Below are 25,835 nucleotides of genomic sequence, written 5' to 3'. Positions count from 1 at the left end.
CGAGCGTGACCAATCGGAGGAATTTGACCATGGATACCATTCTGGAGATGCGTGGAATTCAGAAAAGCTTTGGCGCTGTCAAAGCCCTGAATAACGTCAATCTGAGGGTCCGTCAGGGCGAGATTCACGCTATTTGTGGAGAGAATGGCGCGGGAAAGTCGACTCTGATGAAAATCCTCAGTGGCGTCTATCCGCACGGCTCCTATTCTGGCGACGTCCTTTACGACGGTCAGGAGCGGGCATTCGCCGATATTTCCGATAGCGAGGCGGTCGGAATCATCATCATCCACCAGGAGCTAGCCCTCGTCCCGATGCTCTCGATTACCGAGAACATCTATCTCGGCAACGAGCAGTCGAAGCGGGGCGTCATCGATTGGCAGGTGTCGCGCGCGAAGGCAAAGGCGTTGCTGGCGAAGGTCGGCCTCTCAGACTCGCCCGATGCACCGGTCGGCACGCTCGGGATCGGCAAGCAGCAACTCATCGAGATTGCAAAGGCGTTGTCGAAAGAGGTTCGCCTGTTGATTCTCGACGAGCCCACCGCAAGTCTGAATGAAAAAGACAGCGACACATTGCTGAGTCTTCTGCTTGAGCTTAAGGCGCGTGGTGTGACGTCGATCATCATTTCGCACAAGCTTAACGAAATATCGCGTGTCGCGGATGGCATCACCGTTATTCGTGATGGTTCGACGGTCGACGCCCTCGACTGCAAAACCGAGAGCGTTAGTGAGGACCGAATCATCAAGGCGATGGTTGGCCGGGAGATGTCTGACCGGTACCCACCCCGCACGCCGAACATCGGCGAAGTCATTTTTGAAGTCAAGGATTGGCGTGTCCAACATCCCACGCAGAGGGACCGTGCCGTCATCAAAGGCGTCCATCTGGAAGCGCGCAAGGGCGAAATCGTCGGCATTGCCGGACTGATGGGTTCCGGGCGCACGGAGCTGGCCATGAGCGTCTTCGGCGGCACGTATGGTCAGGACATCACTGGCCAGGTGCTGATGCACGGCAAGCAGGTCGACGTTTCATCGGTACAGAAGGCCATCAAGGCGGGCATCGCTTACGTGACCGAAGACCGGAAAGGCAACGGCCTGCTCCTCGACGACAACATCAAGCGAAACATCACGCTGGCCAACCTGTCCGGCGTTTCAAAATTTGGCGTCGTCGACGAGCACGCAGAGATAACGGTTGCGACCGATTTTCTAAAGAAGCTTCGAATTCGCGCTCAAGGCGTGACCCACGTGGTGGGCAACCTGTCGGGTGGAAACCAGCAGAAGGTCGTGCTGAGCAAGTGGCTGTTCTCCGAACCCGAGGTGCTGATTCTCGACGAGCCCACGCGAGGCATCGATGTGGGCGCGAAGTACGAGATTTACAACATCATCAATCAGGTGGTTGCGGCAGGTAAGTGTGTGGTCATGATTTCCTCGGAAATGCCCGAACTTCTTGGCATGTGTGACCGCGTGTACGTCATGAACGAAGGCCGGTTTGTCGGCGAATTCACCGCAGAAGAAGTCTCGCAGGAAAAGATTATGCGAGCGATTATGCGAAATGGAGGTATCGAAAATGCGTAAGGCACTCTCTCCGGTGGCGGCCGACGGCGCCGAGGTTAAGAAAAACGAAGTGTTGGGTGTGGTCAAGCGTGTGGGCAGCGAGTATGGACTGCTCATTTCGCTCGTCATCATCATGGTCTTCTTCCAGTTCTCGACGAGCGGCGTACTGATGCAACCGCTCAATCTGACCAACCTGGTGCTTCAGAACAGCTACATCGTCATCATGGCCCTTGGTATGCTCATGGTGATTGTTTCAGGCCACATTGACCTCTCCGTCGGTTCAACGGCCGGGTTGGTGGGCGCGCTGGCGGCAGTATTGATGGTGCAGTTCGAGGTCAACTACATCTGGGCAACCATCATCTGTATTCTGGCCGGCGCGCTGATTGGCGCCGTGCAAGGCTACTGGATTGCGTTCTGGCGGATGCCGTCGTTCATCGTGACGCTGGCCGGCATGCTGGTTTTCCGTGGCATGACAAACCTCGTGCTCCAGGGCCAGTCCATCGGCCCGTTCCCTGATGCGTTCGGCGCCGTAAGTTCGGGCTTCATCCCTGATCTTTTTCACGGACAGACGCTTCACATTACCTCGATTCTTCTCGGCGTGTTTGTCGGTGCGCTTTTCTTTGTGATTGAGCTTCGGCATCGTGCCGGCGCGGCGAAACATGGCGTCGAGAGTGGCTCGTTCTCAATGTTCGTGGCGAAAAATGTCGTCCTGACGGCACTGATTGTGTTCTTCTGCTACCTGCTCGCGTCCTATCGTGGCTTGCCTACCGTGCTCGTCATCATGGGTGTGTTGATTGGCGTGTACACGTTTATCATGAATCGTACGACAATCGGGCGTCGAATCTACGCGGTTGGCGGGAATGCGAAGGCCGCGCGGCTGTCAGGCGTCAGCGTTCCGGCAGTGAGCTTCCTGACTTTCGTGAACATGGGCGTGCTTGCCGCGCTGGCAGGTCTGATTTTCGCCGCACGTCTGAATAGCGGAACGCCGAAGGCTGGCACCGGATTCGAGCTCGACGTCATCGCAGCATGTTTCATCGGCGGGGCGTCCGCCTCCGGCGGTGTCGGGAAGGTCGTTGGCGCGGTCGTGGGCGCATTCATCATGGGCGTCATGAACAACGGCATGTCCATCATGGGTATCGGTGTGGACTATCAGCAGGTCATCAAAGGCATCGTTCTGCTCGCCGCCGTGTTCGTCGACGTGTACAACAAGAATAAGGCGTAACGATCTTTTCTAAGGCAGACCGGATTTAGAACTCAGCGGGGCCTGGTGCATGGCGAGGCCCAGCTGATATGCATACTTGAGTCATGAGATTGCATCTCGAACATTTGGCCTGTTAATAAGTATCACTAATGGAACATAATATGGTCAAGCATATCGTGATGTGGAACGTGCGCGGTGAGACTCCCGAGAAAAAGAAGGAAGCCGCAGTGCTGGTAAAGACTGCGTTCGAGAGTCTGAGCGGAAAGATTCCCGGGCTTACGAGGCTGGAGGTCGGGCTGGATGTAAGCGCCGTGGACTACGCCTGCGACGTGGTTTTGTATACGGAGTTCGAAAGTCAGGAATTGCTCGACGCGTATGCGTCGCACCCTGAGCATCTGCGAGTGAAGCAAATCGTGGGTGACGTTCGTATCGCTCGCCATCAGGTCGACTACATCTAAGCGGGCTGTACCGTTTGATGACACAGGAAGTAATCTCATGTATGAGTTCACCTATACCACGCAGGCGTCGAGAATCGTATTCGGTGCGGGAAGCATGAAGCTGATTCAACAGGAAGTGGAGACGTTGGGGGCTCGCCGGGCGCTGGTTCTTTGTACGCCCGAGCAAAAGGTTCAGGCCGAAGTGATTTCGGCTCTACTTGGACCTGCGAGTGCGGGAGTCTTCGATGGCGCCCAGATGCATGTTCCCATCGAGAATGCTCGCCGCGCGCGCGATCACGCCAAGTCGGTCGACGCAGACTGTGCCGTGGCTATTGGTGGCGGTTCGACGATTGGGCTTGGCAAGGCGATCGCGCTCGAATCGTCATTGCCGATCATCGCGATACCGACGACGTATGCCGGGTCGGAGATGACGCCAATCTATGGAATAACGGAAAACGGCCTGAAGAAAACGGGTCGGGACGCCAAGGTCATTCCCAAGGTAGTGCTGTACGACCCGGAGTTGACCACCGGGCTCCCGGTTCATCTCTCGATTGTCAGTGGCCTCAACGCTATCGCTCATGCTGCCGAGGGGCTGTACGCAAAGGACGGAAACCCTGTCATGTCGCTAATGGCGGAGGAGGGTATTCGCTCGCTCGCCAACGGCCTGCGCGGCGTGAAGAAGAATAGCAAGGACAAAGCGGCGCGCAGCGAATGCCTCTACGGCGCGTGGCTGTGCGGAATGGTGCTCGGCAATGTTGGCATGGCGCTTCATCACAAGCTGTGCCACACCTTGGGTGGCACATTTAACCTCCCTCATGCTGAGACGCACGCAATCGTTCTGCCTCATTCGCTCGCTTATAACAGTATCGTTGCGGATGAGGCGATGGGCCGAATCGCCAGGGCATTGAACGTAGACTCAGCGCCTGACGGCCTTTACCAACTCAACGAAGAACTTGGCGTTCCGCGAGGTCTTCGCGAAATTGGGTTGAGCGAATCTGACCTCGATTACGCGTGCGAAGTGGCATTGTCGAATCCATACTGGAACCCGCGACCGATTGAGGAGGAACCGCTTAGGGCATTGCTACAGCGTGCGTGGGAGGGAGGCCGTCCGGCCGCGTAACCTGGCCGTGAAGAAATGTCGGTATTGCCGGCGCGGTAGCATGGGTGCGGAAGCTAACGGTCGCGCGTCACGCGGCTGACCACGCTGGAGGGTCTCATAAGAAGGGTGCCGGACGACGCGGCGGAAACCTGGTTAGATGCTGATCCGGGTGCTTCACTTCGTAATATGGGTAGGGTAATGGGTACGGTGCGGTTTAGCAGAGCGGGAGTCAAACCTGGCGGTCCTTTGCGGTCAACTGTTGGAATCGGCTGCCTTCCGCCAGACATGGCTTCTGGGCAATTCCGATATCTTCCGAAAACGTCCTCCAGATTGCTGATTTCAAAGCGGTTTGTGGGTAACGACGTGCTTGCTGCTTCCATCAAGGTCCCGCACAGCGTAACTATGGTGATGTATACGCAAAATCAGCGGATTCGCCAGGAGGCGCTATTCCACGGCGTGGGCAGATGGTTCGAACATTGGGTCGGTGATATAGATTCCACGAGTGGTGTTCCGTTAGTCAGCCGTCGCGGCGAGCGTAGACGGCGCGTTGCTGATCCCAACGTTCCAGCGTTATTTCAGTCGCGCCGTCGAGCATTTCCAGGTTAATCGTTCATTGCAGCGCCTTTTGCTCTACATTTTCCGCCGTGGCGGTATCAACTATATGTGGCACGGTGATATCTTTGGTTCGACGAGGTCGGATAGATAGGTGACAATCCACAGATCGGTCGAGGCTATTTCGGCATTCGGGAAAGGGAGCAAGGGGCGCGCTCACTCGAAAGGGAGCGGCATGCTGCAGCAAATGCATCCACGTATTACTGTCCAGCGCGCAATTGTGGCTTATATAGTCGCGATCCTCGCTGGCAGTCTGGCCGTCGCGGCGATTTTTCTGGTGAACTGGTTGCGTGCGAATGGTTACGAGCCGTCACGCGATCATCATCTCTTTGCAGCGACATTCCTGTTCCCGTTGTTGATCGCGGGCGTCATTTCGCTTGTGGGGTTAGCCCCGATCCTGCTACCTATCTATGTGTTTTGCATAATTGCTATTCAGAAATGGACGATACGAAGTTGGGCGGCCTTCGTAGGTATGGGCATCGTCTTTTCTTCCGTGGCGTGGTCGGTAGTGTCCGCGTATTACTGCTTGAGATCGACTTGTTCCACCATCACGCTGGCGTCCATCGCCCACATCCCGCTCGAATCCATGGTCGGAATAGTCGTCATCGGCGCAGCAAGCGGCTTAGCGTGTCGGAGCGTGCTGGTGCATTGATCTCCGCAAGTCCTCTCTCGATGATCGCGACTTGCCGGTTGTTCACGACGTGCGACTGTCCATTGTCTGGAAAACTGACCAGCCGTTGTGGGTCGGTTTATGCCTTGCGTGTACCGGGCGCAGTCAGCGAGCCATCGAGGTATCTATCGGACGGCGTTCGGCCACAAAGCGTCATTCGCTTTCTAAATTACCCTGACGTTCAGAGGTCGGCTCCGGTCAGCAAGCGGCCATTCGTTTGCGAAGTCGAATGCGGCCTCGTTGGCCAATCCGGTGGTTCGCGCTTCGCAGCTATTGATTGTTTTCGAATGACCGGTACCGAGCAGCGCGCACGGAAAGTGTAGGCGCTACATGCGCCACTCACCACGGCCTTGCAATGGTCCATTCCCGCGTCGAAATTAAACATCGCGCAACGGCAATTCGATCCACAGACGTGACCGCTGCCTAGCTGCTCTGGAAATGGTCATCGCACAAGCACGCTGATAGAACTTTGCACCGGTTCGAAGCTTCGCCAATATCGTCAGGCTTGCAGCTCTTGTCGAATCACGACGCGAGTGGGTTATGCAGCGCAAATCGTAAGCCAGCTCTTTCCGCGGATGATTTGAATCCAGTTGATCTTCTTTCCCCGGGGCGGATTCGGTCCAAAGTAAAGGTCGAAGTAGCCGTCAACGTTCTTCGAGAGTTCCGGCATACTCGCCAGGTTCGGGAGTTGCGGGTCGGTTTGCAGCACTTCAGATCCGTTTTTTCCTCCGTCGAGGGTGACAGGTTGCACGCTTGCTAAGTTCACGCGAACGCCTCTAATTTCCATCCACCGCGTGATTGACGGACTGGATCAGCGTTGTTGGGGGCGTTGCCAGCCGAATTAACGATCCTCAACGGTATCGGGTCGCTCGGATGGCTATGTTTGACGGCCAATGGGTCGGCGACGCGATCAGCGAGCGCGTGACAAGGCACTGGTGATGAAGACACTGTCCCACGCGTGTTGATTGTCACGAAACCCGAACTCACCCGGCGCCTCGCCCGACAGTGTTTCTCATTGTCTGACGATCACCGTTGCCGTTCGACCTTTAACGGCAACGGGAATCGATAAGCACGCGTCACTCGACGCGCTTCACCCCTGGCGGTGACCAGTTGCCCACGAGGACTTCGCGCTTCGGCCAGTAGAGACGCAGATTCATCGTGAATGCGCCGCTCGCGGGCGCAGGCAACCAGTTCGACTCTTTGTCCTTGCCGGGCGACTCGTGCTGGATATAGATGTCGAGTGAGCCATCAGGGTTGTATTTGAGCGCGTCACGATCGCCGATGGCATAGCGATTCTGCGGATTGGCCGCGAAGAACTGCTCCTGGTTGTACATCGTGAGCGACCAGAACGCGCGCACAGGAGGAATCTGATCCTTGGCGAAATGCAGCACGTAGGCCTTGTCGCTGCTGAACGGCTGGCCGTCGGCATCGGTGACGGCAGTCGGATAGACGGCGTCTTCGACCGTATTGGCACCGAGGCCGGCAAAGGCTACAGCCGCACGGCCCAGATAGTCCGTGCCGTAAGTCCCGATTGCGGTCAGGTTGGTACGCCACCCGGCATTCGAGACGCCAATGTTTCGAAACCTTGCCTCGATTTCCTTTAGCGCGGCGGCCGATCCCTCGGTCAGCGCCCGTTGAACCTCGGGCGATGCCGTGTCGAACGCGAAGGGCTTACCCGGTTCGATCCCCAGCCGCCGCATGCGGCTGAGGATCGAGTAGTCGTTCGCGTGCGGTGGGTTGAGCTTCGTGAGTTTGGTAAACAGCGAAAAGTAAGCGCCCGGATTGAGCTTTTCTACCTGCTGGACGGGCGGGGTCGAGGTATCCCAGTCGGGGTTGATCTTTCCTGCGGGTGGTTGATACGGCTTGCCCCACTGGCTGAGCGGCGTCGCGGTGAATCCTGCCTGGAACTGATGGACCGCGTCGTAGTCAGGTTTTCCATTGGTCTGCGTGCGCCCGATTATCCAGCCGATCGCTGTGGGACTGTGGATAAGCGTTGCGTTCGCAGGGAGTTTGCCGCGCCAGCCTGGTGCGGCAATCGCCAGGAGTTGCTCACCGGTTCCGGTCGTGCGCTTGCCTGCGGAATCGAATACGTCGGTCCACATGTCGAGCGTCGGCATCAGATAATAGCGGCCGCCCGAATCCGGGATGCGGACCAGTATTGGTTCCTTCGACACGTCGAACCACAATATCGAATAGAGCGTGTCAGCGTTCGGCCGCACGACAGCCCTGAACTTGTCGTCAGGAAATGCCGGCACACTCGCGAACTGGTTCATCGGCGCTTTGCCGAAGCGGTGCGTATCGGCGACATTGGTGCTGAACCGGCGCGTCATTTCCATCAGGACGAGCGGGTAAGCGTAAATGTAGGCCTCGCGCGCGATCTCGGTTGCCTCCTCCTGCGAGTCCGTGACCTGCGCCGGCACTGGAGCGTTTTGTGCAAACGCGCCTGGGATGGCCGCGGTCGCGACTGCAACGCCTGCGCCAATCGCGGTCGCTAGCATCAGATGCCTGATTCTGGTCGAAATCATATGTCTATCTCCTTCAGTCTTTGACGATATTGCTGATCTTGACATCTCTGCACCGTCTCGTTTGCGCCATGAAGCCAGAAGACGGTTCTTCGAAAGGTCAGAAATTGTGGCGCACGCCGATGTTGACAGCGGTCGTGCCCACGCCTGGCGCCACGGGCGCACCATAGCTGATGGCCGTGGTCGCATCGCCCTTGTTGTTCACGTAGCCCACTTGCGCAAAGACCAGCGTGGCTTTGGACAGGTTGTACTCGGCGCCGGCGGCGACCTCGGTGGACTTGTTGGCGGAATTGTTCCGGTCGTGCAGATAGTAGACGCCGCTGGTGATCTGGAAGGCCGGCGTGAAGCGGTAGCCGAGCCCGAACGAATACAGGTCGAGGTCGACCAGATTCGAGTGCGCAGGATTCCTGCCGTTGCTGTACGACGCTGAAACGGAGAAGCCCTGGATCGTGTAGAGCGCACCCAGATACCAGAAGCGGTTGTTGTTCAACCCGTTCGGGACTGTCGTCGGACCGGGGTTCGTGTCATGGCCGTTGTAATACACTGCCGACAATTTCAGGCCATAGTTTGAGTACTTCAGGACCGCCGATTCGCGTGTGCCCCCCTGGAAGCTTCCGGCTACGCCCCCTGGCGCATATTCGAGCGCAGCGCTCACGCCACCGAAGCTCGGCGACTGGTAGACGATCGCGTTGCTGTCGTACAGCGCGCCGATTGGCCCGTTGGTGCTGGTGCCGGGCCACCCTGCCGCCGTGTTCATGCCGATCCAGGCAGTCAGGATGCTGCCGAAATAGCGGGCCCCGCGAACGTCGGTGTCCACCATCGCAAAGGCCATCGGCGCGTACTGGCGGCCGGCGTTGACCGAGCCGAACGGGCCGGACAGTCCGACCGTCGACACCTGGTTGAAGATCGCCACGGCGCCTGCCGTATCGGACAAACTAAACTTGCCGGTGCCGCTGTCGAACGAGCCCTGCAGCTTGAAGTTGACGGCGTAGCCGCCGCCGACGTCCTCAACGCCCTTCAAGCCCCAGAAACTCGCATAGATGCCACCGTCCTTGTAGCGATACACGGACCCGAGGTTCTTCGCCGTCGGGCTGAACGATGCGGCGGACGTGCTCTGATACAACAAACCCGAATCGATCACGCCATACAGGGTCACCGACGATTGCGCATAGGCCGCACTTCCGAATGCAGCCAGCGCGGCTGCGGTCCACCATTTCAACTTCATTTTCGTCTCCTCTTTATAGTGTTCTGCTCAATTCACACTCATGGCGTGACGTGCCATGTCTCTCGGCAACTGAGTTGTCTCAGGAAAGCCTACGTATTTATCTGGTGTATGAATCAGGTCCGCCGGTGCGCCGGTGCGCCGGTGCGCCGCAGACGGTGATCTGCGCGAGGCTTGCTACGCACGAACCGCCTGCGATGCACGCGCAGTGAGGAAATAGAGAAAAGCCAGCGAGAAAAGCAGGTCGCCCGACACCAGCAGAACCAGCCTCGCATTGGCCGAGTCCGCGAGGAAGTGCGCGACGATGATGGCCACGACCCCTAGCTTGGCGGCCAAGGCGATCTTGACGAGATCGCGGTTGCGCTCGGGGTTGCGCGCAACCAGCCAGTAGCCGACGCCAAAGGCGAAGATCGCGAGCAGCGCGATCTGGTCGAACACACCCGAACCGGGAGCGGGGCTGAGACCCAGGATGGCGGCCATTCCCGAGGCCGGGTGCAGCAGCACGACAGCGGCGAAATTGAAGACTGCGGCGACGTAGAACAGCAGGCGTGCATGTTTGAGTTGCATGATTTCCCTTTCTTATTTGCTAAGGATGTGGACTGCCAGCGCGGCTTCTTCGACGCCCTGCAGGCCGCCGCCGTTTTCCTGGATTGCATGGCGAGCCCCGTGAACCTGGCGCGCGCCTGCTTCACCGCGCAGTTGCGTGACAAGTTCGGATAACTGACCAATGCCAGTGGCGCCCAATGGATGGCCCTTGGACTCCAGGCCGCCCGACGTGTTGATCGGAATCCGGCCCCCAAGCGTAAAGTCGCCGCGCTCCGCGCAGGGGCCACCTTCGCCCAGCGCGGCCAGGCCCAGGTTCTCCGCCTGGATGATCTCGCCCATGGCCGACGCATCGTGCACTTCTGCCACGTGCATCTCCTGCGGGCCCAGGCCCGCGATCTCGTACGCCTGCTTTGCCGCCAGCCTGCCGATGTTCAGATCCGGCCGCTCAAGCGGGCGGTGCGTGAAACTGCGCAGCACGCTGGCCGCCACCTTGATGCATCGGCTTCGGTCCGCGCCGATGCGCCGCAAGCCATCCTCGGTGCAGACGATGGCGGCCGCTGCGCCGTCCGACAGCGGGGCGCACATGGGCAGCGTGAGCGGGTAGGTGATGGGCGGTGCGGCCAGAATTTCGTCGATTGTGAAGGGCTGGCGGAATTGCGAATACGGGTTATGCACCGAGTGCGTGTGATTCTTGGCCGAGACGGCAGCAATCTGGCGCTGCGTTGTTCCGTAGGTGTGCATGTGGTGACGGCACAGCGCGGCGTAGATGGCCATGAAACGACTGTACGGCCTGTCCGACTCGCTGCCTGGTGGCGCTGTGATGCCGGCACCCATCGCGAGCAGGGTGTCGTAGTTTTCCTGCGCGCGCGATACGTCCCAACCCGCCTCAAAAAGCGAGAAGGCCTTCGCCTTGTCGGCGATGTTCATCTTCTCCGCGCCGAGCGCGAGCGCCACGTCGCAGGCACCGGCTTTCAGGCTTTGCAGCGCCAGGTGCACGGCCGTGCTGCCAGAGGCACAGGCGTTTTCCACGTTGAAGATGGGAATGCCTTCGATACCGATCCTGGAAAACACCACCTGCCCGGGAATCGAAATCTGGCCTTGGAGCGGTCCGTTGGTCATGCCGGCGTAGTACGCCGCTCCGAGGTCGGCGCGGCTGCAGCCGGCATCGTTCAGCGCACCGTCCAGGGCCTCGCGCGCCAGATCGTCCAGGGTGCGGGCCGGGTGGCGGCCGAACACCGTCATCGCGATGCCGGCGATATAGAGTTGTTCCACGAGGCGCCTCAGCTCAGGTATTTGAAGAGGGACGGATAGCTGTTCGGGAACAGGCGCGAGATCCAGAACACAGTGCGCGAGCGATAGCCGGTCAGAATGCGCTGCTTGCCGGCCTCGATGCCGCGCAGAATGTCTTGCGCGCACTCTTCCGGCGGCGTCACCAGCATCTTCTCGGCCTTGCCGGCGAACTCCACTTCCTGCTCGTTGGCCAGCTTGACGCGGCGCCCCGCACGTTCGATGTTGGTGCTGATGCCGCCCGGGTGCACGCACACCGCGCGCACGCCGCTGCCCTTCAGTTCCGACCACAGGCATTCGGTCAGGCCGCGCACGCCGAACTTGGAGATGTTGTAGGCGCTTTGCGACGGGTAGCCGAGCAGACCAAAGATGCTGGAAATATTGACGATGCAGCCTTCGCGCTGGCAGAGCATCAGCGGCAGGAAAGCCTTGCTGCCATGGATCACTCCCCACAGGTTGATGCCCAGCTGCCAGTCGATTTCCTCCAGGCTGGAGTGCTCGAAGGTGCCCACCAGGGTGGCGCCGGCATTGTTGAACACAAAGTGCACCGCACCGAAGTCGCGTTCGACCTCGGCCGCGTGGGCCAGCACCGCGTCACGGTCGGCCACATTGAGCTTGTAGGCGCGCGTCTCGACTGCGTCGCAAAGGCCAACGGTGACGGCCAGGCTCGTTTCGTCGATGTCCGACAGCGCCAGCCGGGCGCCACGCGCGGCCAGCCTGACGGCCAGCGCGCGCCCGATGCCGGAACCGGCGCCCGTGACGACGGCAACTTTGCCGTGGAATTGTCCCTTCCTCATTGCAGCCCCGCCATCGGTTCCCAGATGTGGGTAAAGCAGCACATCTCCATGCCTTTGGTCTGCATGCCGCCGCCGATGGCCGCCGCAATGCGTGTTTTGGCGCCTGCGCTATTAGCCGATTGCAGGAACAGACGCTCCTCCAGTGCGAGGTCGTCTTCGATCGTGCGGTCGATGGCGTCTACCATCTGCTTTGCCTTCGCAACGGTCGCGGCCGGAAAGCCGGCGATACGGATCGCCAGCGCGTTCACGAAGTAGTCGATCTCCGTTGCCGGCAGCGCGCGGTTGATCCAGCCGTAACGCTCCGCGGTCTCCGCGTTGAAATCAGCGCACCCGAGGATAATCTCGAGCGCACGGCCGCGACCCGCCATGCGCGGCAGCCGGGCCGAGCCGCCCGCACCGGGGATGATGCCTACGCCGACCTCAGGCTGGCACATGAACGCGCGGCCGATGGCGGCAAAGCGCATGTCGCAGGCAAGCGCCAGTTCGCTGCCGCCACCCCGGCAGCGGCCCTCGATCTTGGCAATGGTCGCTTTCGGCATGGTGCGGAAGCGATCCAGAATGGCATGGACGTCACCTAACTTTTGCTCTCGCGGCGTCGGCGTGGCCGGTAATTGCTGGATCGCGCTCACATCGCCATGGGCGATGAAGAAGTCGGGGTTGGCGCTTTGCAGGATGACGACCTTGACGGCGGGATCCTCCTCCAGCATGCGACCCGCGCGGTCGAGGTCGGCCAGCATCGCCATGTCCAGCAGGTTGATCCGACCGTGGTCGAGCGTGACACGGGCTATGCCGGCCACCACGTCGACGCGGAGGGTATTGAACGCCTGGTAATCCATGAATGTCTCCTGTTGTTTCTTCGTCAGATTTTTCGTTGGGCAGCTGCCCAGTACTGGGCGCGTAAATCTTTCTTGAGCACCTTCCCGGCTGTGCTGCGTGGCAGGGCCGGCATAAACTCCACGCTCTTTGGAGCCTTGACGCTGCCCAACTTTTCCTTGCAGAGCGCGATCAGTTCCTCGGCCGTAACACTCTGGCCGGGATTGAGTTCGACGACAGCCTTCACCGCTTCGCCCCATTGGGCGTCCGGGACGCCGATCACCGCGCAGTCCTGTACGGCGGGGTGGGCCCAGATCACCTGTTCCACTTCGCTCGGGTAGACATTGAAGCCGCCGGTGATCAGCATGTCCTTCTTGCGGTCGGTGACATACAGGTAGCCTTCGGCGTCGAGGTGGCCGATGTCACCCGTGTGCAGCCAGCCATCGATGATGGTTTCGGCAGTCTTGTCGGGCGCCTTGTAGTAGCCCTTCATCACCAGATCGCCGCGCACGCAGATCTCTCCGGTCGCGCCTGGCGTCAGGATGCGGTTCTGCTCGTCCATGATCTCTACCCGGATCAGCGGGCTGGGACGGCCTACTGACGACAGACGCCCGTCGCTGGCAAGCGTGGTGCCGGCGAAGTGCTGGTCCGGCGGCAGCATCGCGATGGACGCTGGCGCCTCGGTCTGCCCGTAGCCGCCTGTCATGACGGGGCCGAACACCTTGATGGCTTTCTTCAGCCGGTCGACCGACATCGGCGCCGCGCCATAGAGGAAGTACTTGAGCGAACTGAAGTCCAACTTGTCGATACCAGGCACTTCAAGCAACCGGTAAATTACGGTCGGCGGCAGGAAGAATTCGGTGACGCGGTGGCGTGCAATGGCACCCAGCATGAGGGCGGGATCCGGCTTCGTCACCACGACGACCGTACCGCCACGGGCCGTAGTGGGAAGCGACAGCACTCCGGCCGTATGCGTCATCGGTGCGGCGGCCAGGTTGACCGGCCGCTCGCCGTGGCCGTAGTGGCAACCCAGCATGTAGTGCGCCACGAACGTCTGCACGCTGCGGTGGGTGTTCATCACACCCTTCGGGGTGCCCGTCGTGCCACCAGTCGGCGACAGCATGACCACGTCGTCCATGCCATATTCGAGCCTGGGGTGCGTGGCCGGCTGGGCCGCGCACCACGCGTTCAGTTCGGTCTCGATGCAGATCCAGAGTCGGACCTTAGGCAATGCGCCGCGCAGCGTTTCAATCGCGGGAGCGTAAGCGTGCTGGTAGAACACCACTTCGCAGTCGAACGCGTCAAGCAGAGCCTGGTTTTCTTCGGTCACGTTGCGCGCATTGACCGGGATCCAGACCATGTTGGCGCGCCACAGCCCAAGCGTACAGGTCCACGCCTGCACATCGTTGCCGGCCCAGACAGCGCCTTTCGCGCCGCTGCACAAACCGGCGGCCAACAGAGTATGGGCAATGCGGCACGACAGTTCGCCAACCTCGCGAAAACTGAACTCCCGCTCGTCCTGAATATAGGCCACGGTGCCCGGTGCGCTGCGCCAGCCGCGGTCAAAAAAGTCGATAATAGCCATCACATTCCTCGAACTGGCAGCGTCACAGCTGCATGACGTGACCGCGCGCCAGGCCGCGTTGCTCGAGGAATCCGAGCAGGTAACGGTGATCAAATGCCTGGCATGCCGAAGCAAATCCAACCTTGCGCGTCTCGCCGTCGAGCAGCTTCAAGGCGGCGGCGGTTTGCAGGGCGCCGGTTGCGATATACGGTGTAATCGAAGTGACGCTGGCGCGCACGCTGGCCAACTGGCCGCGCCCGATCGCGATGTCGACCGAGCGGTTCAGCGTGGTGCGTTCGCGCGGCGGCATCGCTGGCGTGGTGGCGGCGACGAACTTCTGCACGACGGCGTCCTGGGCGTCATGCGGCAGATGCTTGAACTCTTCTTCCCATTTCCTGGTCAGGCCGTGCACCATACGCATGGCCGGGTTGTCGTAGAAGCCGACCATCGACCTGCAGTAGCGAACGCGCGGGTCACGCTCATAAATCACCGGCAGCGAGGTGCCGCCCCACGGCAGGCAAAACACCGGCTTCAGGAACTCGGGTACGCAGATTTCCTCTGAGCTGCCGACTGACCATTCAACCATCTGGTTGTCCCACAGGTGCAACTGCTTGCTGCGGAACAGTTCGAAAATTGACGCAGTTGAGCCGACGGTCACACCGGAGCCTTGCATCGGGCCACGCGAGAGGCTGGCCGTCTCCAGCGCGTCGACGCCGGGCGTTTCCAACGCCAGTTCGGCGGCGATTTCGCCCATGGCGTACATATACGAGACCGAGGGCGACAGCACCAGGCCTGCTTGCGCGTAGCTCTCGCCGAAGCGGTCGCGCGCTTCGATGATGTAGCCCTGCTCACCGGTGGTGTCGAGGTGGTGGCAACCGGCCTTCAGCGCCGCTTCCACCGCTGTCAGGCCGAAATTGACGAAGGGGCCGACCGTGTTGCATACGACTTCTGCGCCCTTAAACACCTCGACCAACTTGTCGACGTCATGCTCGCACTCGATGATTTCGTAGGTGGCCGATTCGAGGCGCACCACGCGCTGTTTCATCATCTCCAGCGTGCGCGCGGCATTGCGCGCCACGGCGGTAAATGGAATGTTCTGATCGATCAGCCAGTCCATGGTAAGCATGCCTGTATAGCCGCTCGCACCATAGACAACAACGCTATGCTTTGCCATCTTGTCTCCAATGGGGGTGTGTTATGACCCATATCCTAGGCAAGTGGGCAGCACAGAATTTGCTATTTCATGTCATAAACTTGTGATTTAATGACAGCATGTCTATACCCTATTTCCGCGCCTGGGTATTGCAGGGCCTGGGCCAAACCATCTCCAATGCGGGGGGCGATCTAGATGCCTACGCGGATCGTTTCCAGTTGCCATTGAGGCTGACAGGCGATGCAGACATGCAGTTTCCAGGTGATCGTCTGGTGAGACTGCTGGAAGCCTGCGCGGAGGACTTGAGTTGTCCCGACTTTGGCCTGCGCGCAGGATTCGCGCAAGGGCGCGACGCGCTCGGACCGATTGCGCTGGTCGCGCTTCATTGCGCGACGGTAGGCGAAGCCCTCGAGGCGATTGCGCGCTATCTCAATCTCCTCAATTCGGCGTTGGAGTTGCAACTGCTGAACAGGCGTTCCGGTTCACGCATGTCGTACGAACTGAAGGTGTTACGCGCCGGTCCCTCCCGTCAGTTTGAAGAGTGGACCCTCGCCGTCGGACTACGCGTGTTCCGCCTGATAACAAGTGACAAGGCCCGTCCGAAAGCGATCCTGCTACCGCACGCGCCGTTGTTGCCGTTGGCGCACTACACGCATTTTTTTGGCTGCCCGGTTCGGTTCTCACAAGCGGGATATGGAGTGGAGCTTTTTTCTGCCGATTTGAAGCGGTCGATGTTGCGCAACGATCCCGAACTAAAAAGTCTGATCAGCAACTACATCGAGAAGAGCGCGGACCCGGCTGTCAATTCGTTAGGCGACCAGATAGATCTGATGGTGCGTAAATTGTTGCCGACGGGACGCTGCAATCTGGAGACCGTGGCAGGTCATTTTTATGTGAGCGTGCGTACGCTTCAGCGACGCCTGGAGCAAAACGGGCTGGTATTCGAAGATCTCGTCGAGGCGGCACGGCGTGCGGGGGCAGAGAAATATCTTGCTGATCCGGCGGTGCGCCTGTCATTGATGGCGGGGCTGCTTGGGTACGCGACCCAGAGTTCGTTCAGTCATGCGTTCCGGCGCTGGCACGGAATGTCGCCGCGAGAATGGCGTAAGCGGTATGTCACGAGCGCGCGTTAAACGTTCGTCAGTAAAGTGCCACCCGCTACCCGGCGAGGGTTAAAAGCGGTCATTGCGGCATGGCCGTTATCACGGCGTCGCGAACCGTGGATATGACCGACAAGGGGCGGACGAATGATCAAAGAAAGGGCCGTTGTACCCGGCGACCGGCCATTGGTGACTCGCCGCTGCGAACGGCAGTTGAGGGTCGACTGCGGACAATCGCGGAAAGAGGTTCGCTATAATTTCTCGCTTCCCCAGCCATAACGTCAAAAATGTCCTCCAGGCAAAGCAAGTCTCGCGGTGGCCAAGCCCGCAAGCCCCTGACGAAAACGCTTCTGTTGCCGATGGACCGGTCCTCTGCCAGTCAACGTTCGCTATCGTGTCATCTCGCACTGGCTGCTTGTCGTGACGGCCATGGAAATAGCCACCTGATCAACGAGCTCATGCATGCGGTGTACCTCAGCTGGTACCTGCAGCGCGCCGGTTATGGAAATCTGCCGCCCGAGCAGTTCAAGATCGCCGAATATGCCGTTGAGAACACGCTGGCGCACGCGCATGAGACCGGTAAATGGCGAATTGCGTCTGATGTCATCAGTGATTTCGAAACGCTGCTTTCGCTTTATGACGCCCAGCTCGCAAGCGCGCGACTGCATGAGGTCCTGGAAGCCGAGCGACATCTGAGGTGTTTTCTGACGGGGAAGAGCGACTCTCCGATTTCGATGTCGCCTTAGTCGAGGCTCTGGTGCGTGGCTTTCCGTGCAGAAATATAGATAGGATTCCTGAATTTGACATAAAAGAAATGATCACTTTCAGAGGTACCTTTTTTACTGTTGCGTTTTTATGGCGTCCGGCGACAGCAGCTCAAGGCTTCCAGCCGGATTCTGCGCAACAGAAATGGCCACGCATGCGACGCAACGGTTCCTATTGGTTTTCCCTTGCAAAACATTACTCAGGCGTCGATAAACGCTGACATCGACCATTCCCTTTGTCGCGCAACGCCGCGCCGTAGGTGCCAAGAATCGCTTTATGTGGTCTGTGTTAGTCCAAAGTTCAGATGTCGTGTTTCCGCTAAATTGAAATGTCGTGTTTGCGGGTTCAGGCTGGTGGCCAGCATGCCTTGAGGAGCGCTGGCCATGAACGCATCCGGCACGATCACCATGTCGATGACCGAGTTGGACCGGTTGAAGGTTGTACAGGCCGTTTGCGAGCGGCGTCTGAAGCCAGGTCAGGCAGCGGACCGCCTTGCGTTGAGCGTGCGGCAAGTCGAGCGCCTGATGCAGCGCTATCGGGCGCGGGCGTTGCCGGACTGGTGTCAGGCAAACGCGGGCGACCGGGCAGCCCCGCCGCCTCGGAATTCTGCTGAACTTTCGATTCAGGTCAGAGCGACACGACCTGTTGCAATAGTTCCAGCGCTTTCATCTCATCCAGCTGCCCAGTCCGTGCTTTCCCTGCGAGCGTCTTGATCAGGGCTTCTGCTATGGGTTCAATGCCTATCAGATCGTCCAGGCTCGTCACGGTAGCAGAACGGCGCGGCTCCGCAATGAACTCTGTGACGGAGGCCGGCACAGTCTGCTGGTGAGAGGCGGACGGTGTGACATCGTTGTCAACAGTTTGCCGGATCGCCAGATCGGAGGCAGATGGGAGTACTGGATCGAGTTGCTCCACGTCTGCCTTCGTCACGGCGGCATCGCTGGTGTGATCCGCCTCGGACGGTTGGGCGTGTCGACCGCTCACGGTTTTCGCCTTCTTACCCGGGGACTTTCTTGCCACCGCCGCTTCCGGCCTTATCTTAGCCGATAGCTCCTGTTGATCAGATGCAGGTCGACCGGACTGTGGATCAAGCAGAGCCGACACAGACTCCGGAATGTCCGTGACTGAACGCGGAATATCCAGCCACGCAGTTGGCAACCCGAGGCGTTCAGTGAAACGGCTGGCTTCGGCGTCGTCCATGCGCTTCTGCCCATACAGACGATTGTCCAGGTTGGAGGCGCTGATACCCATTACCGCGCTGAGTTGCACCTTCGATCCCTTACGGGAGGTGAGTACGTGCAGGTTGGCGCGACGAATGTTTTGCAGAGCGACCACGTCGTTCAACGGCAAGGATTGCTGGGCGCCCGACTTCACGGACACTTTAGCTTTCGCTGATGCCGGTTTCGACGAAGTAACCGTGGTAGTCCTTGCCGCTGTGGGCTTGCTCTTCGCGACGGCCTGTGGCGAGCCACCATCGGTTCTCTTTGGCATTTCTAGTTCCCTGGGCAAACGGTCAGTGGGGGTAGGGCGGCGGTTCGCTGGCATTGCAGGAGCCGGTTCCGATGCCTGCTCGTCCGCCGATTCCGGTTCAGCGTTAGCGCGAATAAAGTCAAGCGGCGCCTTCAAACGACCGATGGTCTCGGATGTGAGGGCGGGGTTGGGTTGATCGAAAAACCCATCGGGCAGCCCGAGCGTCGTTTCAATGTGGAAGGCGTCTCGGGTGTGAATCTCTCGCCGTTTATTAATTCGGCCACGCGCGTCAGGTTGGAATCGAGTCCCAGTGCAATATTCTCTGCGCCCACCGCATCGACCAGCCATTTAAACGAACGTGTTTTGAAAATGGATGCCGTCTGGGCTGGATCCCGGGCAGGTGGAGTTTTTGCGTATGGCTTGTTCTGTCGATGAGAAGTCGACGGTTGGCGCGATTGACGCGGGCCCTTGTCTCGAGATCCCGCATATCGCCCATGTGGCTGACTCATAGAGTGGGGCTCTCCGCCGGTGAAATCACTATCAATGCGGGGATTATAAGCGAGGGGGTACTCACGGCGGGCTTGTCTTCAGCCAACGAGTCGTTCTGGTGATCCAAACGCTGACGGTGTTGCTCCCGCCGGTTGAGGTACCAATAGCGAAAGCGAGCGCGAAGTCGCCAGCCTGCGCATCAACAGGTTCTGTCGCAGTAACGCTCGCGGAGGAAATTTGACCGGTATGCGAAGTACTACTTATGTTGCTAGTTCGTAGAATTGATATGGCGTCAAAGGGCAACCGCAGGGGATATGTGTCGGCACCGTCGCCGCAAAGCGCAGGCTGAGGCCCGACCAGCGCGCTGCATCGCCCGTGGCCCGTGAGGCGGGCGAAGCAGGATAGGGCGGCGTATTCTTAGCGACCAATGAATGGCGCCGAACGGCAGCATATTTGTGGGCGGGAAAATCGGGCCTCCGATGACAGACCACGAAGCGGCCGCTGCCTGATTCAGGACTTTGCATAAAACTGAATTTAGTCTATATTCGGTCTGAATGACGCGACCAACGGAGGATCAGACATGCGCCTGGCAGACCACGTAAAGCCAATCAGCTACCTGAAAAGCGACGCAGCGCAGATCGTCAAGGATTTGACGGCTTCTGGCGAGCCGCTGCTCATTACGCAGAATGGTGAGGCGAAGCTCGTCGTGCAGGACGTGCAGAGCTATGAGGACACTCAGCAAACGCTGGCGTTGCTCAAGATCCTGGCCTTAGGCCAGAAGGACATCGAGCAAGGAAAATTCAAGGACGCTGATGAGTTTCTCGCCGAGCTCGACGATCTTGATAGGAAGGAGAAAATCCGCTGATGGGGCAGGCGATGCTGAAGCTCCTGATTCTCGACGAGGCGCAGGAGGATACAAAGGATTTGCGTCGCTACATCCTCAAAAGCTTCGGTGCTCAGACGTGGAAGCAGACGTCTGCGGAATTGGCTGTCACGTTTGGCAATATCAGGCAGTTTCCTCAGAGCGGTTATGTCCCGGCGGAGCTTGCAGATTTCGGCGGCCTGAATTTCCGGGAAGCGTTGAGCGGCCAGAATCGGGTTATCTATGAGGTGCGCGACGACACGATTTACATTCACGTCGTCACCGATACGCGCCGCGATCTACGAACGCTTCTCCAGAAACGACTATTGCGTTCTCGGTGATAAATTCAGCCTTACAGGTGGGAGTCCTCACGCTGTAGTGCCGGATCACTCGCCAGATGGTGGTACACGCGTCCTCCCGAAAAAGCTCACCCTAACGGAGGATGTTGATTTCTAATACGCAACTAACGGTCTGTCTCGATTGCGTACACGTCAAAACACGAAACCGCCTGCAACGCGCCGGTCGTCTGAAGAAATAACGAACACGTACGTCGCCGGCGGTTATCGATAACGGATACCTGGGGAAGCTGAGCCGTTGCGTCATTGACGATTGCGCTGCTCTCGACTTCTGGTAGATTAATCGTTGAGCGGCACAGGACAAATACAAAGACCGTGAATGATATTGTCGAGGTACGTCATGGAACTTCTTGATCGCGCGCCCGCCGTCTCGCCGGACGGACGCGCCGTGGTTTTCATGCTGTCCGTCCGCGGCCGCGAAGTCGAAGGCGCAATTGCCCGTGACGCACTCGAAGAGCATTTCTGGCTACCGCGTAGCGCCGACGCGACGCGCACGCTCAAAACATTTGAAAACGGCCGCAACCGCATTGTCGCGGTCGCACAGAGAAAGCTGCTTGCGCGGCCCGACGACCGACTGTCGCTAACCGCCAACGATTTCGTGGCCCGGTAAACCGCTGCTGGCTGGGGGTGATTCTCGCGACGAGGACGGTGTAAAATAGATGCAAAATAAAAGCACGATCGTACTTTTATTGATAAATTATGTTATGTCAAATTAAATCGGTGGCAACGCCTTCCTAAGGGGCGGTCGTCGTCGGTTTGCATAAAACCGTTCCCGCTCCTTGCAGAAATCTGTTCTAGCCTCTAGCCGTGAAACAAGCGCCGCGTAATACCAAAAGCTCACCCCCACCGCACAAGGCAACGTCAAGCGGGAGTGCTTTCGTCGGAGCTCAAATTCTGCGACGTGCGGGAGGCGTCGGGAAAGTTACAAAATTGCCTCAAACGCTCGTCAGAGGAACAATTTTCTGCAGAACTTTCTGAAGCAAACTTGTTCCCAGCGCCTCTGCGAGTCCCGATTCGACTGGCCGCACGCAGGAAACAGATTTCTGCAAACCAACGGTCGTCGGCTTGCAGAAAACTGTTTCCGTGTTCTGCAGAATTTTGTCCGCTGCCCCCGCAAGTCGCAATCCGTTCACGGCGATCGTCGCCCTCGCTGCTTCTACCTCATCATTGACGCTCAGCGGCGGCCTGACCCACATCAGTATCGTCAAGACGGGATCGCCGGGCGCCCACTGACAAAGCGTGAGCCGATGGAGACGGGACCCACGCTACTGCAAACAATACGGATTTCAACTCGTGCGAATGACTTCCACGAAAGACTTGTCGCGGCAAAGCCCAGCACGCGCACGGATGGTTGTCAGTTGACAGCGTGTCGCGAGGGTCTGAGCGGATCAATCGCACGCGGCGGGTCCCTCAAGCAGGAGCAGTCTCGGAAGATTTGGATTGACGTGACGCAGCAGACCGTAGCCAATGCCCGCTAGACCACACATAAGGCCCGGCGTCGTGGCACCCGCCGGAAGACCGCATTTCCACGAGCCGGTCTCAAGGAAGTCACCCAACGCCGCCTCGGCCAACCGGCACGCGTGGTCACGCATGTACGCCGCGGCAAATGTCTCGGCGTTACCGAGGTTGCCGTGACACAGACAATGACTGTCGACCAGGCCGCGCTGCCAAGTGGCATCGACCGCCGTCTCCAATACACGATCGCAGGCCGGATTGCCCAACACGTCACGCATGCCGTCGAACGCTAGGCCGATGCCGGGTGCGCCATAGCACCAGAAGCACGTCATGGCCGGGGTTTCTCGGCGCATGTCCGCCCACGCGCCGGTCCGCTCATCGAACAAGGACTGCTCGAACACGTAGGCGCCTTCGACCAGGGTGCGCCATTCCTCCCTCGCGTCAACCCTGTTCCATTGACAGAGCGCCAAAGCAATCCCTGTCGCCCCATGGGCCATGCCGCCCAAACGGTTATCGTGGTTCTTCAGCGTATGCCAGGCGATACCGTGGTCTTGCCGCTCCGCCTTCTCGGCTAGACGCCGCGCCGCCGCGGCACCGGCGGCCAGCGCGGCCGCGTCGCCCGTCGCCTCGTACATGCGTAAGGAGACTAGGAGTGCGCCCGACGCGCCGGACACAATGTCCAAATGTGGGTCAACTTCAGCCAGCCGCCGCAGGCGCGGCAACGCATGCATCGCCTCGTCGGACGACGGCAGGCCCAAGCAGCGGGATAGATGAAGGTCGGCATAGATCAGGCCAGCCAGCCCATTGAAGGCCCCACATGCTGTGGGACCGGCACGTTCGCGAATCAGGCGGCGGACGAGCTCCCGCACACCACGTGCGAAGGTCGCGTGACAGGAGTCTCCAGTTTGGCGGGCGAGATACCCCATGAACAGCCCCACGCCCGGTAGACCGTCATAGAGGTCGGCGGGCAGGACAACTGCTGTGTAATTCTCGACCTCGAGTGGTATCAGCCCAACGCCATACGGCATGCCATCGACCCAGGCGGTGTGTGCAACGATACTGTCGCCGATGGCTGAGGCCACCCTAACGAAGACGTCTGGCTGAATGCTGAGACGCTCCGGCACTGATGCATAGGACGGCCCGGAGGACAACGGGACGGTGCTCCTGATTGCTGAATCGAGCGCTGCATCGTGGATCAGCGTCATGCGGTCGAGCGCCATCAGGCGCGAGTACATGCCCGCGGTCCCGTCTTCCTCAAAGAAGCCCGGGATGAGGTCGCCCCGCGAGTCAATCAAGTCGCACGAGTCGATCGCGACAGAGAAGTAGGGTACGTCACCGGCCCACAGGCACTCCGTCTCGGAACGGACTAGGCGATCCAGATTGCGGGCGTCGCCAGCTAAGCCGCGCAGACTTCCAGCCCACATCGCGTCGCACTCCGCCGCATCGACAGCGATGCTCGGATGGGCAGCCTTGCCGATAAGGTCGGCATAATCTTGCGTCTGCCTAGCGACTAACCTCGTGACGCAGGGTCCAAATGCGCTCAGTGGGCCGTCGGGGGCCTCGAGTTCGTCAAGTCCCTGCATGAACACTTGTCTCGCAGTTGCGAACCCATTCTTCAGTGTAGCGAGGTGTCTGACCGGGGATACGGACTTGCCTTCTACGACGGGCGCGTTCTGCATCGCGGGCATCATCGCCTTCTTGACCACGATGCGTGCGTCGTCGCCGCCATAGCCCTCGATCTGCGGCCGTCTTGTTGGAGCGGTCTGCGGCCCGAGCGACCCAATGGCGCTCATGTCCACAATGCCCTCCTCCCCTTTCACCCGCATCGGCAGCAGGCCCGTCCCGAACCCGAACGCCCTGAAGGCGCGTGTCATCGACCGTTGGTAAGTCCGGCGTACGCGGGGCTCCGCGACGGGCTTGGCGCCTACCGCCTCGACGTCGACCAAATGAGGATTCTCGCCGTCTGCGATCAAGTTTTCGTGATGCAGGTCGGTGATTCCGAGGATCCATGCGATGCATTGGATCTGGCCGAGACGATCGTAGAACCGCGCGGCAGCCTCGTTGTCCGCTGCTGGGCGATGAGGAACGAATTCGGCATAGCCGTAGTCTCCCATGTCCAGCACCTGATGACTGGCGGGGACGAGGCGCTCTGGGTCGGCAACTGCTGCGCGCCTAACGTACCAGCGAAGCAGGCCATTGTAGGCGACGTCGATCGCCATGGGGCGCGGCTTGAGGACGACTCTGCGGTCGACAAATCGGAGGATCAAGACGCTCCTACCCTGGCGGTGCGAATCCCCTCCGCTCCACGAGATGTCGGATAGCGCGTCCGATTCGGGGATGTCGAAGGCATCCGAAAGCTTATCCCGGTCACGGCCGATCCGGCAGATCGCCTCCACGGCGGCAGCGGCAGCGTTGCGCGCCGTCGCCGTCGCCAACCGATGAATCACCGGATACTTCGACCAAAACGCATCACGAGCCTCCCGCGACCGGAAACGCTCTATGAACGCGCTCAAACCGTCGGCCGAGGTCGCGTCAGGCGAGCGCGTCAACCTTGCGAGGTTCGCTTCAAGCACAAGGCATGGCATCAGCAGTGGAGACAGTCGACGCTCGACGTTATCCCTGAAACCGCTCGCCAAGAATGCCAGATCGGCGACACGGGCTTCCCTTGTATTTTCCGCGGCGTCGCGGAATCGGGTAGTCGCTTCGTCCAAGAGATATCTGCATACCGCGTCTACTCCATGCCTGGACCTAAGGACAATTTCCTCCATCTGGAGGACTTCCGCGCCCAAAGGCTCCCCAAGCAGATGCCAGCGCGACTCCGACAGTGGCAGGTCTCCCGCACGCATGGCGGCGATGGCGGCTTCTAGCGAAAGGCCAGCGGAGCTAAGGTGAGCACTGAGTGAACTCGGCTTCCCGAGGAAATAACGTTTCGTCCACTGCCGAAGCCTAGCGAGGTCATCTTCGGTCGGTTGCGCAGACGCGATGCCTGATGCCGCACGTTCGTGCAGGCGCAGTATCTTCGAGTTCCAGACCATTAATTTTTCCCCGGACGCTCCGGCACTCGATTGCCGAAGGCCGTAGTCTGTCGGAAGGACAAGAACGCGCCGTTCGACTGAGCGCATTCCAGCGTCAGTTCATCAGACCAACTTCCGGCGCATAGCAGGTAGCGCAGGTGCCGCAGGTGCCAGTTTGGTGTAGGCAGCTTCCGCACGTCCCAGTGCCGTGCAGACAGCTTCCGTACGTACTCGCCATTGCGCTGTCGGAGAGGACTACCACGGGAGCGTCGCCCACGGGGTTACCTGCCAAAAGCGCTTCAAACTCGCGATTACCCATATCGGAGATGACCCGTCGAAGCACCAAGCGCCTGACGCCAGTCCCATCGGCGAGACGGCCCAGCCAGCCTTTCCGCCGGCTGGAGACTATGTCTGCGGTGATGGGGTTGACCCAGATGCACTCGGCGATCAAGGCTACGATACGGCGGCGCTCGTCGGACATGGTTGTCAGGTGGTCGCGGTCACCTACGTTATATCGCATCATCGTTTCTCGCGGAATATTGGGGACGGCCCCGCCCCTGGGAAGTTATACAAGAAGGACTGCTCGGACAAGCCCCATGGTGTTAACCGAGCACCTTCCACACCCGTTTGTCAAAAGATGCACGAAAATGAATGCACCTGACACGTGCACTTTAAGGATAGTGAACGGCACGGCACTGTCAACTTGTTGGGAGCGTGACGTAACGAAGGCAGTTCCGATGAATGTAAGCGATCAGCGAAGCACGTCCCTCCCGCAGACTTGACCTAGACGTTTTTTTCGTGCTCCCGCTTGCCCAGCTTCCAGGGTAGCAGCGCCTCGTAGTCGTCGGCGCTCT

General features: G+C 59.5%; 22 protein-coding genes and 2 pseudogenes. 11 read left to right on the top strand and 13 right to left on the bottom strand.

Annotated elements, in window-relative coordinates; all coding sequences use genetic code 11:
- Positions 1 to 29 precede the first annotated feature (29 nt).
- From mmsA to KHO31_RS31340, 6 genes and pseudogenes are all read left to right on the top strand, one after another.
- Complete coding sequence (mmsA, locus tag KHO31_RS31365) at positions 30 to 1,568, top strand: multiple monosaccharide ABC transporter ATP-binding protein (RefSeq protein ID WP_201082092.1); 1,539 nt, start codon at positions 30 to 32, stop codon at positions 1,566 to 1,568.
- On the top strand, positions 1,561 to 2,769 hold the full coding sequence (mmsB, locus tag KHO31_RS31360) for a multiple monosaccharide ABC transporter permease (protein ID WP_201082094.1): 1,209 nt from the start codon (positions 1,561 to 1,563) through the stop codon (positions 2,767 to 2,769). The genes mmsA and mmsB overlap by 8 nt, the downstream gene beginning before the upstream one ends.
- A 140-nt stretch (positions 2,770 to 2,909) precedes the next feature.
- Positions 2,910 to 3,206: a Dabb family protein gene (locus tag KHO31_RS31355; RefSeq protein ID WP_201082101.1), complete on the top strand. Its 297-nt coding sequence runs from the start codon at positions 2,910 to 2,912 to the stop codon at positions 3,204 to 3,206.
- A gap of 37 nt (positions 3,207 to 3,243) precedes the next feature.
- On the top strand, positions 3,244 to 4,305 hold the full coding sequence (locus KHO31_RS31350; protein ID WP_201082103.1) for a maleylacetate reductase: 1,062 nt from the start codon (positions 3,244 to 3,246) through the stop codon (positions 4,303 to 4,305).
- Positions 4,306 to 4,801: 496 nt separating this feature from the next.
- Positions 4,802 to 4,981: pseudogene (locus KHO31_RS31345) on the top strand (lipid II flippase family protein); the annotation flags it as partial.
- Between the two features lie 90 nt (positions 4,982 to 5,071).
- On the top strand, positions 5,072 to 5,548 hold the full coding sequence (locus KHO31_RS31340; protein WP_211625014.1) for a hypothetical protein: 477 nt from the start codon (positions 5,072 to 5,074) through the stop codon (positions 5,546 to 5,548).
- A gap of 556 nt (positions 5,549 to 6,104) precedes the next feature.
- Here the strand turns inward: KHO31_RS31340 and KHO31_RS31335 are convergent.
- From KHO31_RS31335 to KHO31_RS31295, 9 genes are all read right to left on the bottom strand, one after another.
- Positions 6,105 to 6,332, bottom strand: a complete 228-nt coding sequence (locus KHO31_RS31335) for a DUF1214 domain-containing protein (RefSeq protein WP_201082107.1) — start codon at positions 6,330 to 6,332, stop codon at positions 6,105 to 6,107.
- A gap of 310 nt (positions 6,333 to 6,642) precedes the next feature.
- Positions 6,643 to 8,091, bottom strand: a complete 1,449-nt coding sequence (locus KHO31_RS31330) for a DUF1254 domain-containing protein (RefSeq protein WP_201082115.1) — start codon at positions 8,089 to 8,091, stop codon at positions 6,643 to 6,645.
- 97 nt (positions 8,092 to 8,188) lie between these two features.
- Positions 8,189 to 9,313: a porin gene (locus KHO31_RS31325; RefSeq protein ID WP_201082122.1), complete on the bottom strand. Its 1,125-nt coding sequence runs from the start codon at positions 9,311 to 9,313 to the stop codon at positions 8,189 to 8,191.
- A 174-nt stretch (positions 9,314 to 9,487) separates the two neighbouring features.
- Positions 9,488 to 9,877: a hypothetical protein gene (locus KHO31_RS31320; RefSeq protein ID WP_201082124.1), complete on the bottom strand. Its 390-nt coding sequence runs from the start codon at positions 9,875 to 9,877 to the stop codon at positions 9,488 to 9,490.
- Between the two features lie 12 nt (positions 9,878 to 9,889).
- The gene (locus KHO31_RS31315; RefSeq protein ID WP_201082125.1) at positions 9,890 to 11,128 is read right to left on the bottom strand and encodes a thiolase family protein; all 1,239 of its coding nucleotides are present in this window, start codon (positions 11,126 to 11,128) and stop codon (positions 9,890 to 9,892) included.
- Between the two features lie 8 nt (positions 11,129 to 11,136).
- Positions 11,137 to 11,940, bottom strand: a complete 804-nt coding sequence (locus tag KHO31_RS31310; protein WP_201082127.1) for an SDR family NAD(P)-dependent oxidoreductase — start codon at positions 11,938 to 11,940, stop codon at positions 11,137 to 11,139.
- Positions 11,937 to 12,776: an enoyl-CoA hydratase/isomerase family protein gene (locus KHO31_RS31305; protein ID WP_201082129.1), complete on the bottom strand. Its 840-nt coding sequence runs from the start codon at positions 12,774 to 12,776 to the stop codon at positions 11,937 to 11,939. The genes KHO31_RS31310 and KHO31_RS31305 overlap by 4 nt, the downstream gene beginning before the upstream one ends.
- 23 nt (positions 12,777 to 12,799) lie before the next feature.
- A complete protein-coding gene (locus tag KHO31_RS31300) occupies positions 12,800 to 14,338 on the bottom strand; it encodes an AMP-binding protein (RefSeq protein WP_201082131.1) in 1,539 nt (512 codons plus the stop codon).
- A gap of 22 nt (positions 14,339 to 14,360) precedes the next feature.
- Positions 14,361 to 15,491, bottom strand: coding sequence for a saccharopine dehydrogenase family protein (locus KHO31_RS31295; RefSeq protein ID WP_201082140.1), 1,131 nt, complete (start codon positions 15,489 to 15,491; stop codon positions 14,361 to 14,363).
- A gap of 98 nt (positions 15,492 to 15,589) precedes the next feature.
- Between KHO31_RS31295 and KHO31_RS31290 the strand changes: the two genes are divergently transcribed.
- The gene (locus KHO31_RS31290) at positions 15,590 to 16,603 is read left to right on the top strand and encodes an AraC family transcriptional regulator (RefSeq protein WP_201082142.1); all 1,014 of its coding nucleotides are present in this window, start codon (positions 15,590 to 15,592) and stop codon (positions 16,601 to 16,603) included.
- Between the two features lie 356 nt (positions 16,604 to 16,959).
- On the opposite strand, the gene KHO31_RS31285 is transcribed toward KHO31_RS31290, so the two are convergent.
- Entirely contained in the window at positions 16,960 to 17,262 is a 303-nt protein-coding gene (locus KHO31_RS31285) for a hypothetical protein (RefSeq protein WP_201082144.1), read from the bottom strand.
- A gap of 456 nt (positions 17,263 to 17,718) precedes the next feature.
- Between KHO31_RS31285 and KHO31_RS31280 the strand changes: the two are divergent.
- Positions 17,719 to 17,915 (top strand): annotated as a pseudogene (locus KHO31_RS31280) (helix-turn-helix domain-containing protein); the annotation flags it as partial.
- 47 nt (positions 17,916 to 17,962) lie between these two features.
- On the opposite strand, the gene KHO31_RS39905 reads toward KHO31_RS31280, so the two are convergent.
- Positions 17,963 to 18,826 (bottom strand): hypothetical protein, encoded by an 864-nt coding sequence (locus KHO31_RS39905; protein WP_328822744.1) that lies wholly within the window; start codon positions 18,824 to 18,826, stop codon positions 17,963 to 17,965.
- A 1,048-nt stretch (positions 18,827 to 19,874) separates the two neighbouring features.
- Here KHO31_RS39905 and KHO31_RS31270 point away from each other — a divergent pair.
- The 3 genes from KHO31_RS31270 to KHO31_RS31260 all read left to right on the top strand — a co-directional run bounded on the left by KHO31_RS31270 (position 19,875) and on the right by KHO31_RS31260 (position 21,122).
- On the top strand, positions 19,875 to 20,159 hold the full coding sequence (locus tag KHO31_RS31270) for a type II toxin-antitoxin system Phd/YefM family antitoxin (RefSeq protein ID WP_007182990.1): 285 nt from the start codon (positions 19,875 to 19,877) through the stop codon (positions 20,157 to 20,159).
- A complete protein-coding gene (locus KHO31_RS31265; RefSeq protein WP_007182989.1) occupies positions 20,159 to 20,497 on the top strand; it encodes a type II toxin-antitoxin system RelE/ParE family toxin in 339 nt (112 codons plus the stop codon). The genes KHO31_RS31270 and KHO31_RS31265 overlap by 1 nt, the downstream gene beginning before the upstream one ends.
- Positions 20,498 to 20,852: 355 nt before the next feature.
- On the top strand, positions 20,853 to 21,122 hold the full coding sequence (locus tag KHO31_RS31260; RefSeq protein ID WP_211625012.1) for a DUF1488 family protein: 270 nt from the start codon (positions 20,853 to 20,855) through the stop codon (positions 21,120 to 21,122).
- A 325-nt stretch (positions 21,123 to 21,447) separates the two neighbouring features.
- On the opposite strand, the gene KHO31_RS31255 is transcribed toward KHO31_RS31260, so the two are convergent.
- On the bottom strand, positions 21,448 to 21,720 hold the full coding sequence (locus KHO31_RS31255) for a hypothetical protein (protein ID WP_211625010.1): 273 nt from the start codon (positions 21,718 to 21,720) through the stop codon (positions 21,448 to 21,450).
- Positions 21,721 to 21,900: 180 nt separating this feature from the next.
- Positions 21,901 to 24,678 (bottom strand): type 2 lanthipeptide synthetase LanM, encoded by a 2,778-nt coding sequence (lanM, locus tag KHO31_RS31250; RefSeq protein ID WP_211625008.1) that lies wholly within the window; start codon positions 24,676 to 24,678, stop codon positions 21,901 to 21,903.
- Between the last annotated feature and the right edge of the window lie 1,157 nt (positions 24,679 to 25,835).

It is taken from the genome of Paraburkholderia domus, from assembly GCF_905220705.1.
Classification (GTDB): Bacteria; Pseudomonadota; Gammaproteobacteria; order Burkholderiales; family Burkholderiaceae; genus Paraburkholderia; species Paraburkholderia domus.
This window is presented reverse-complemented; position numbering and strand designations above follow the sequence as displayed.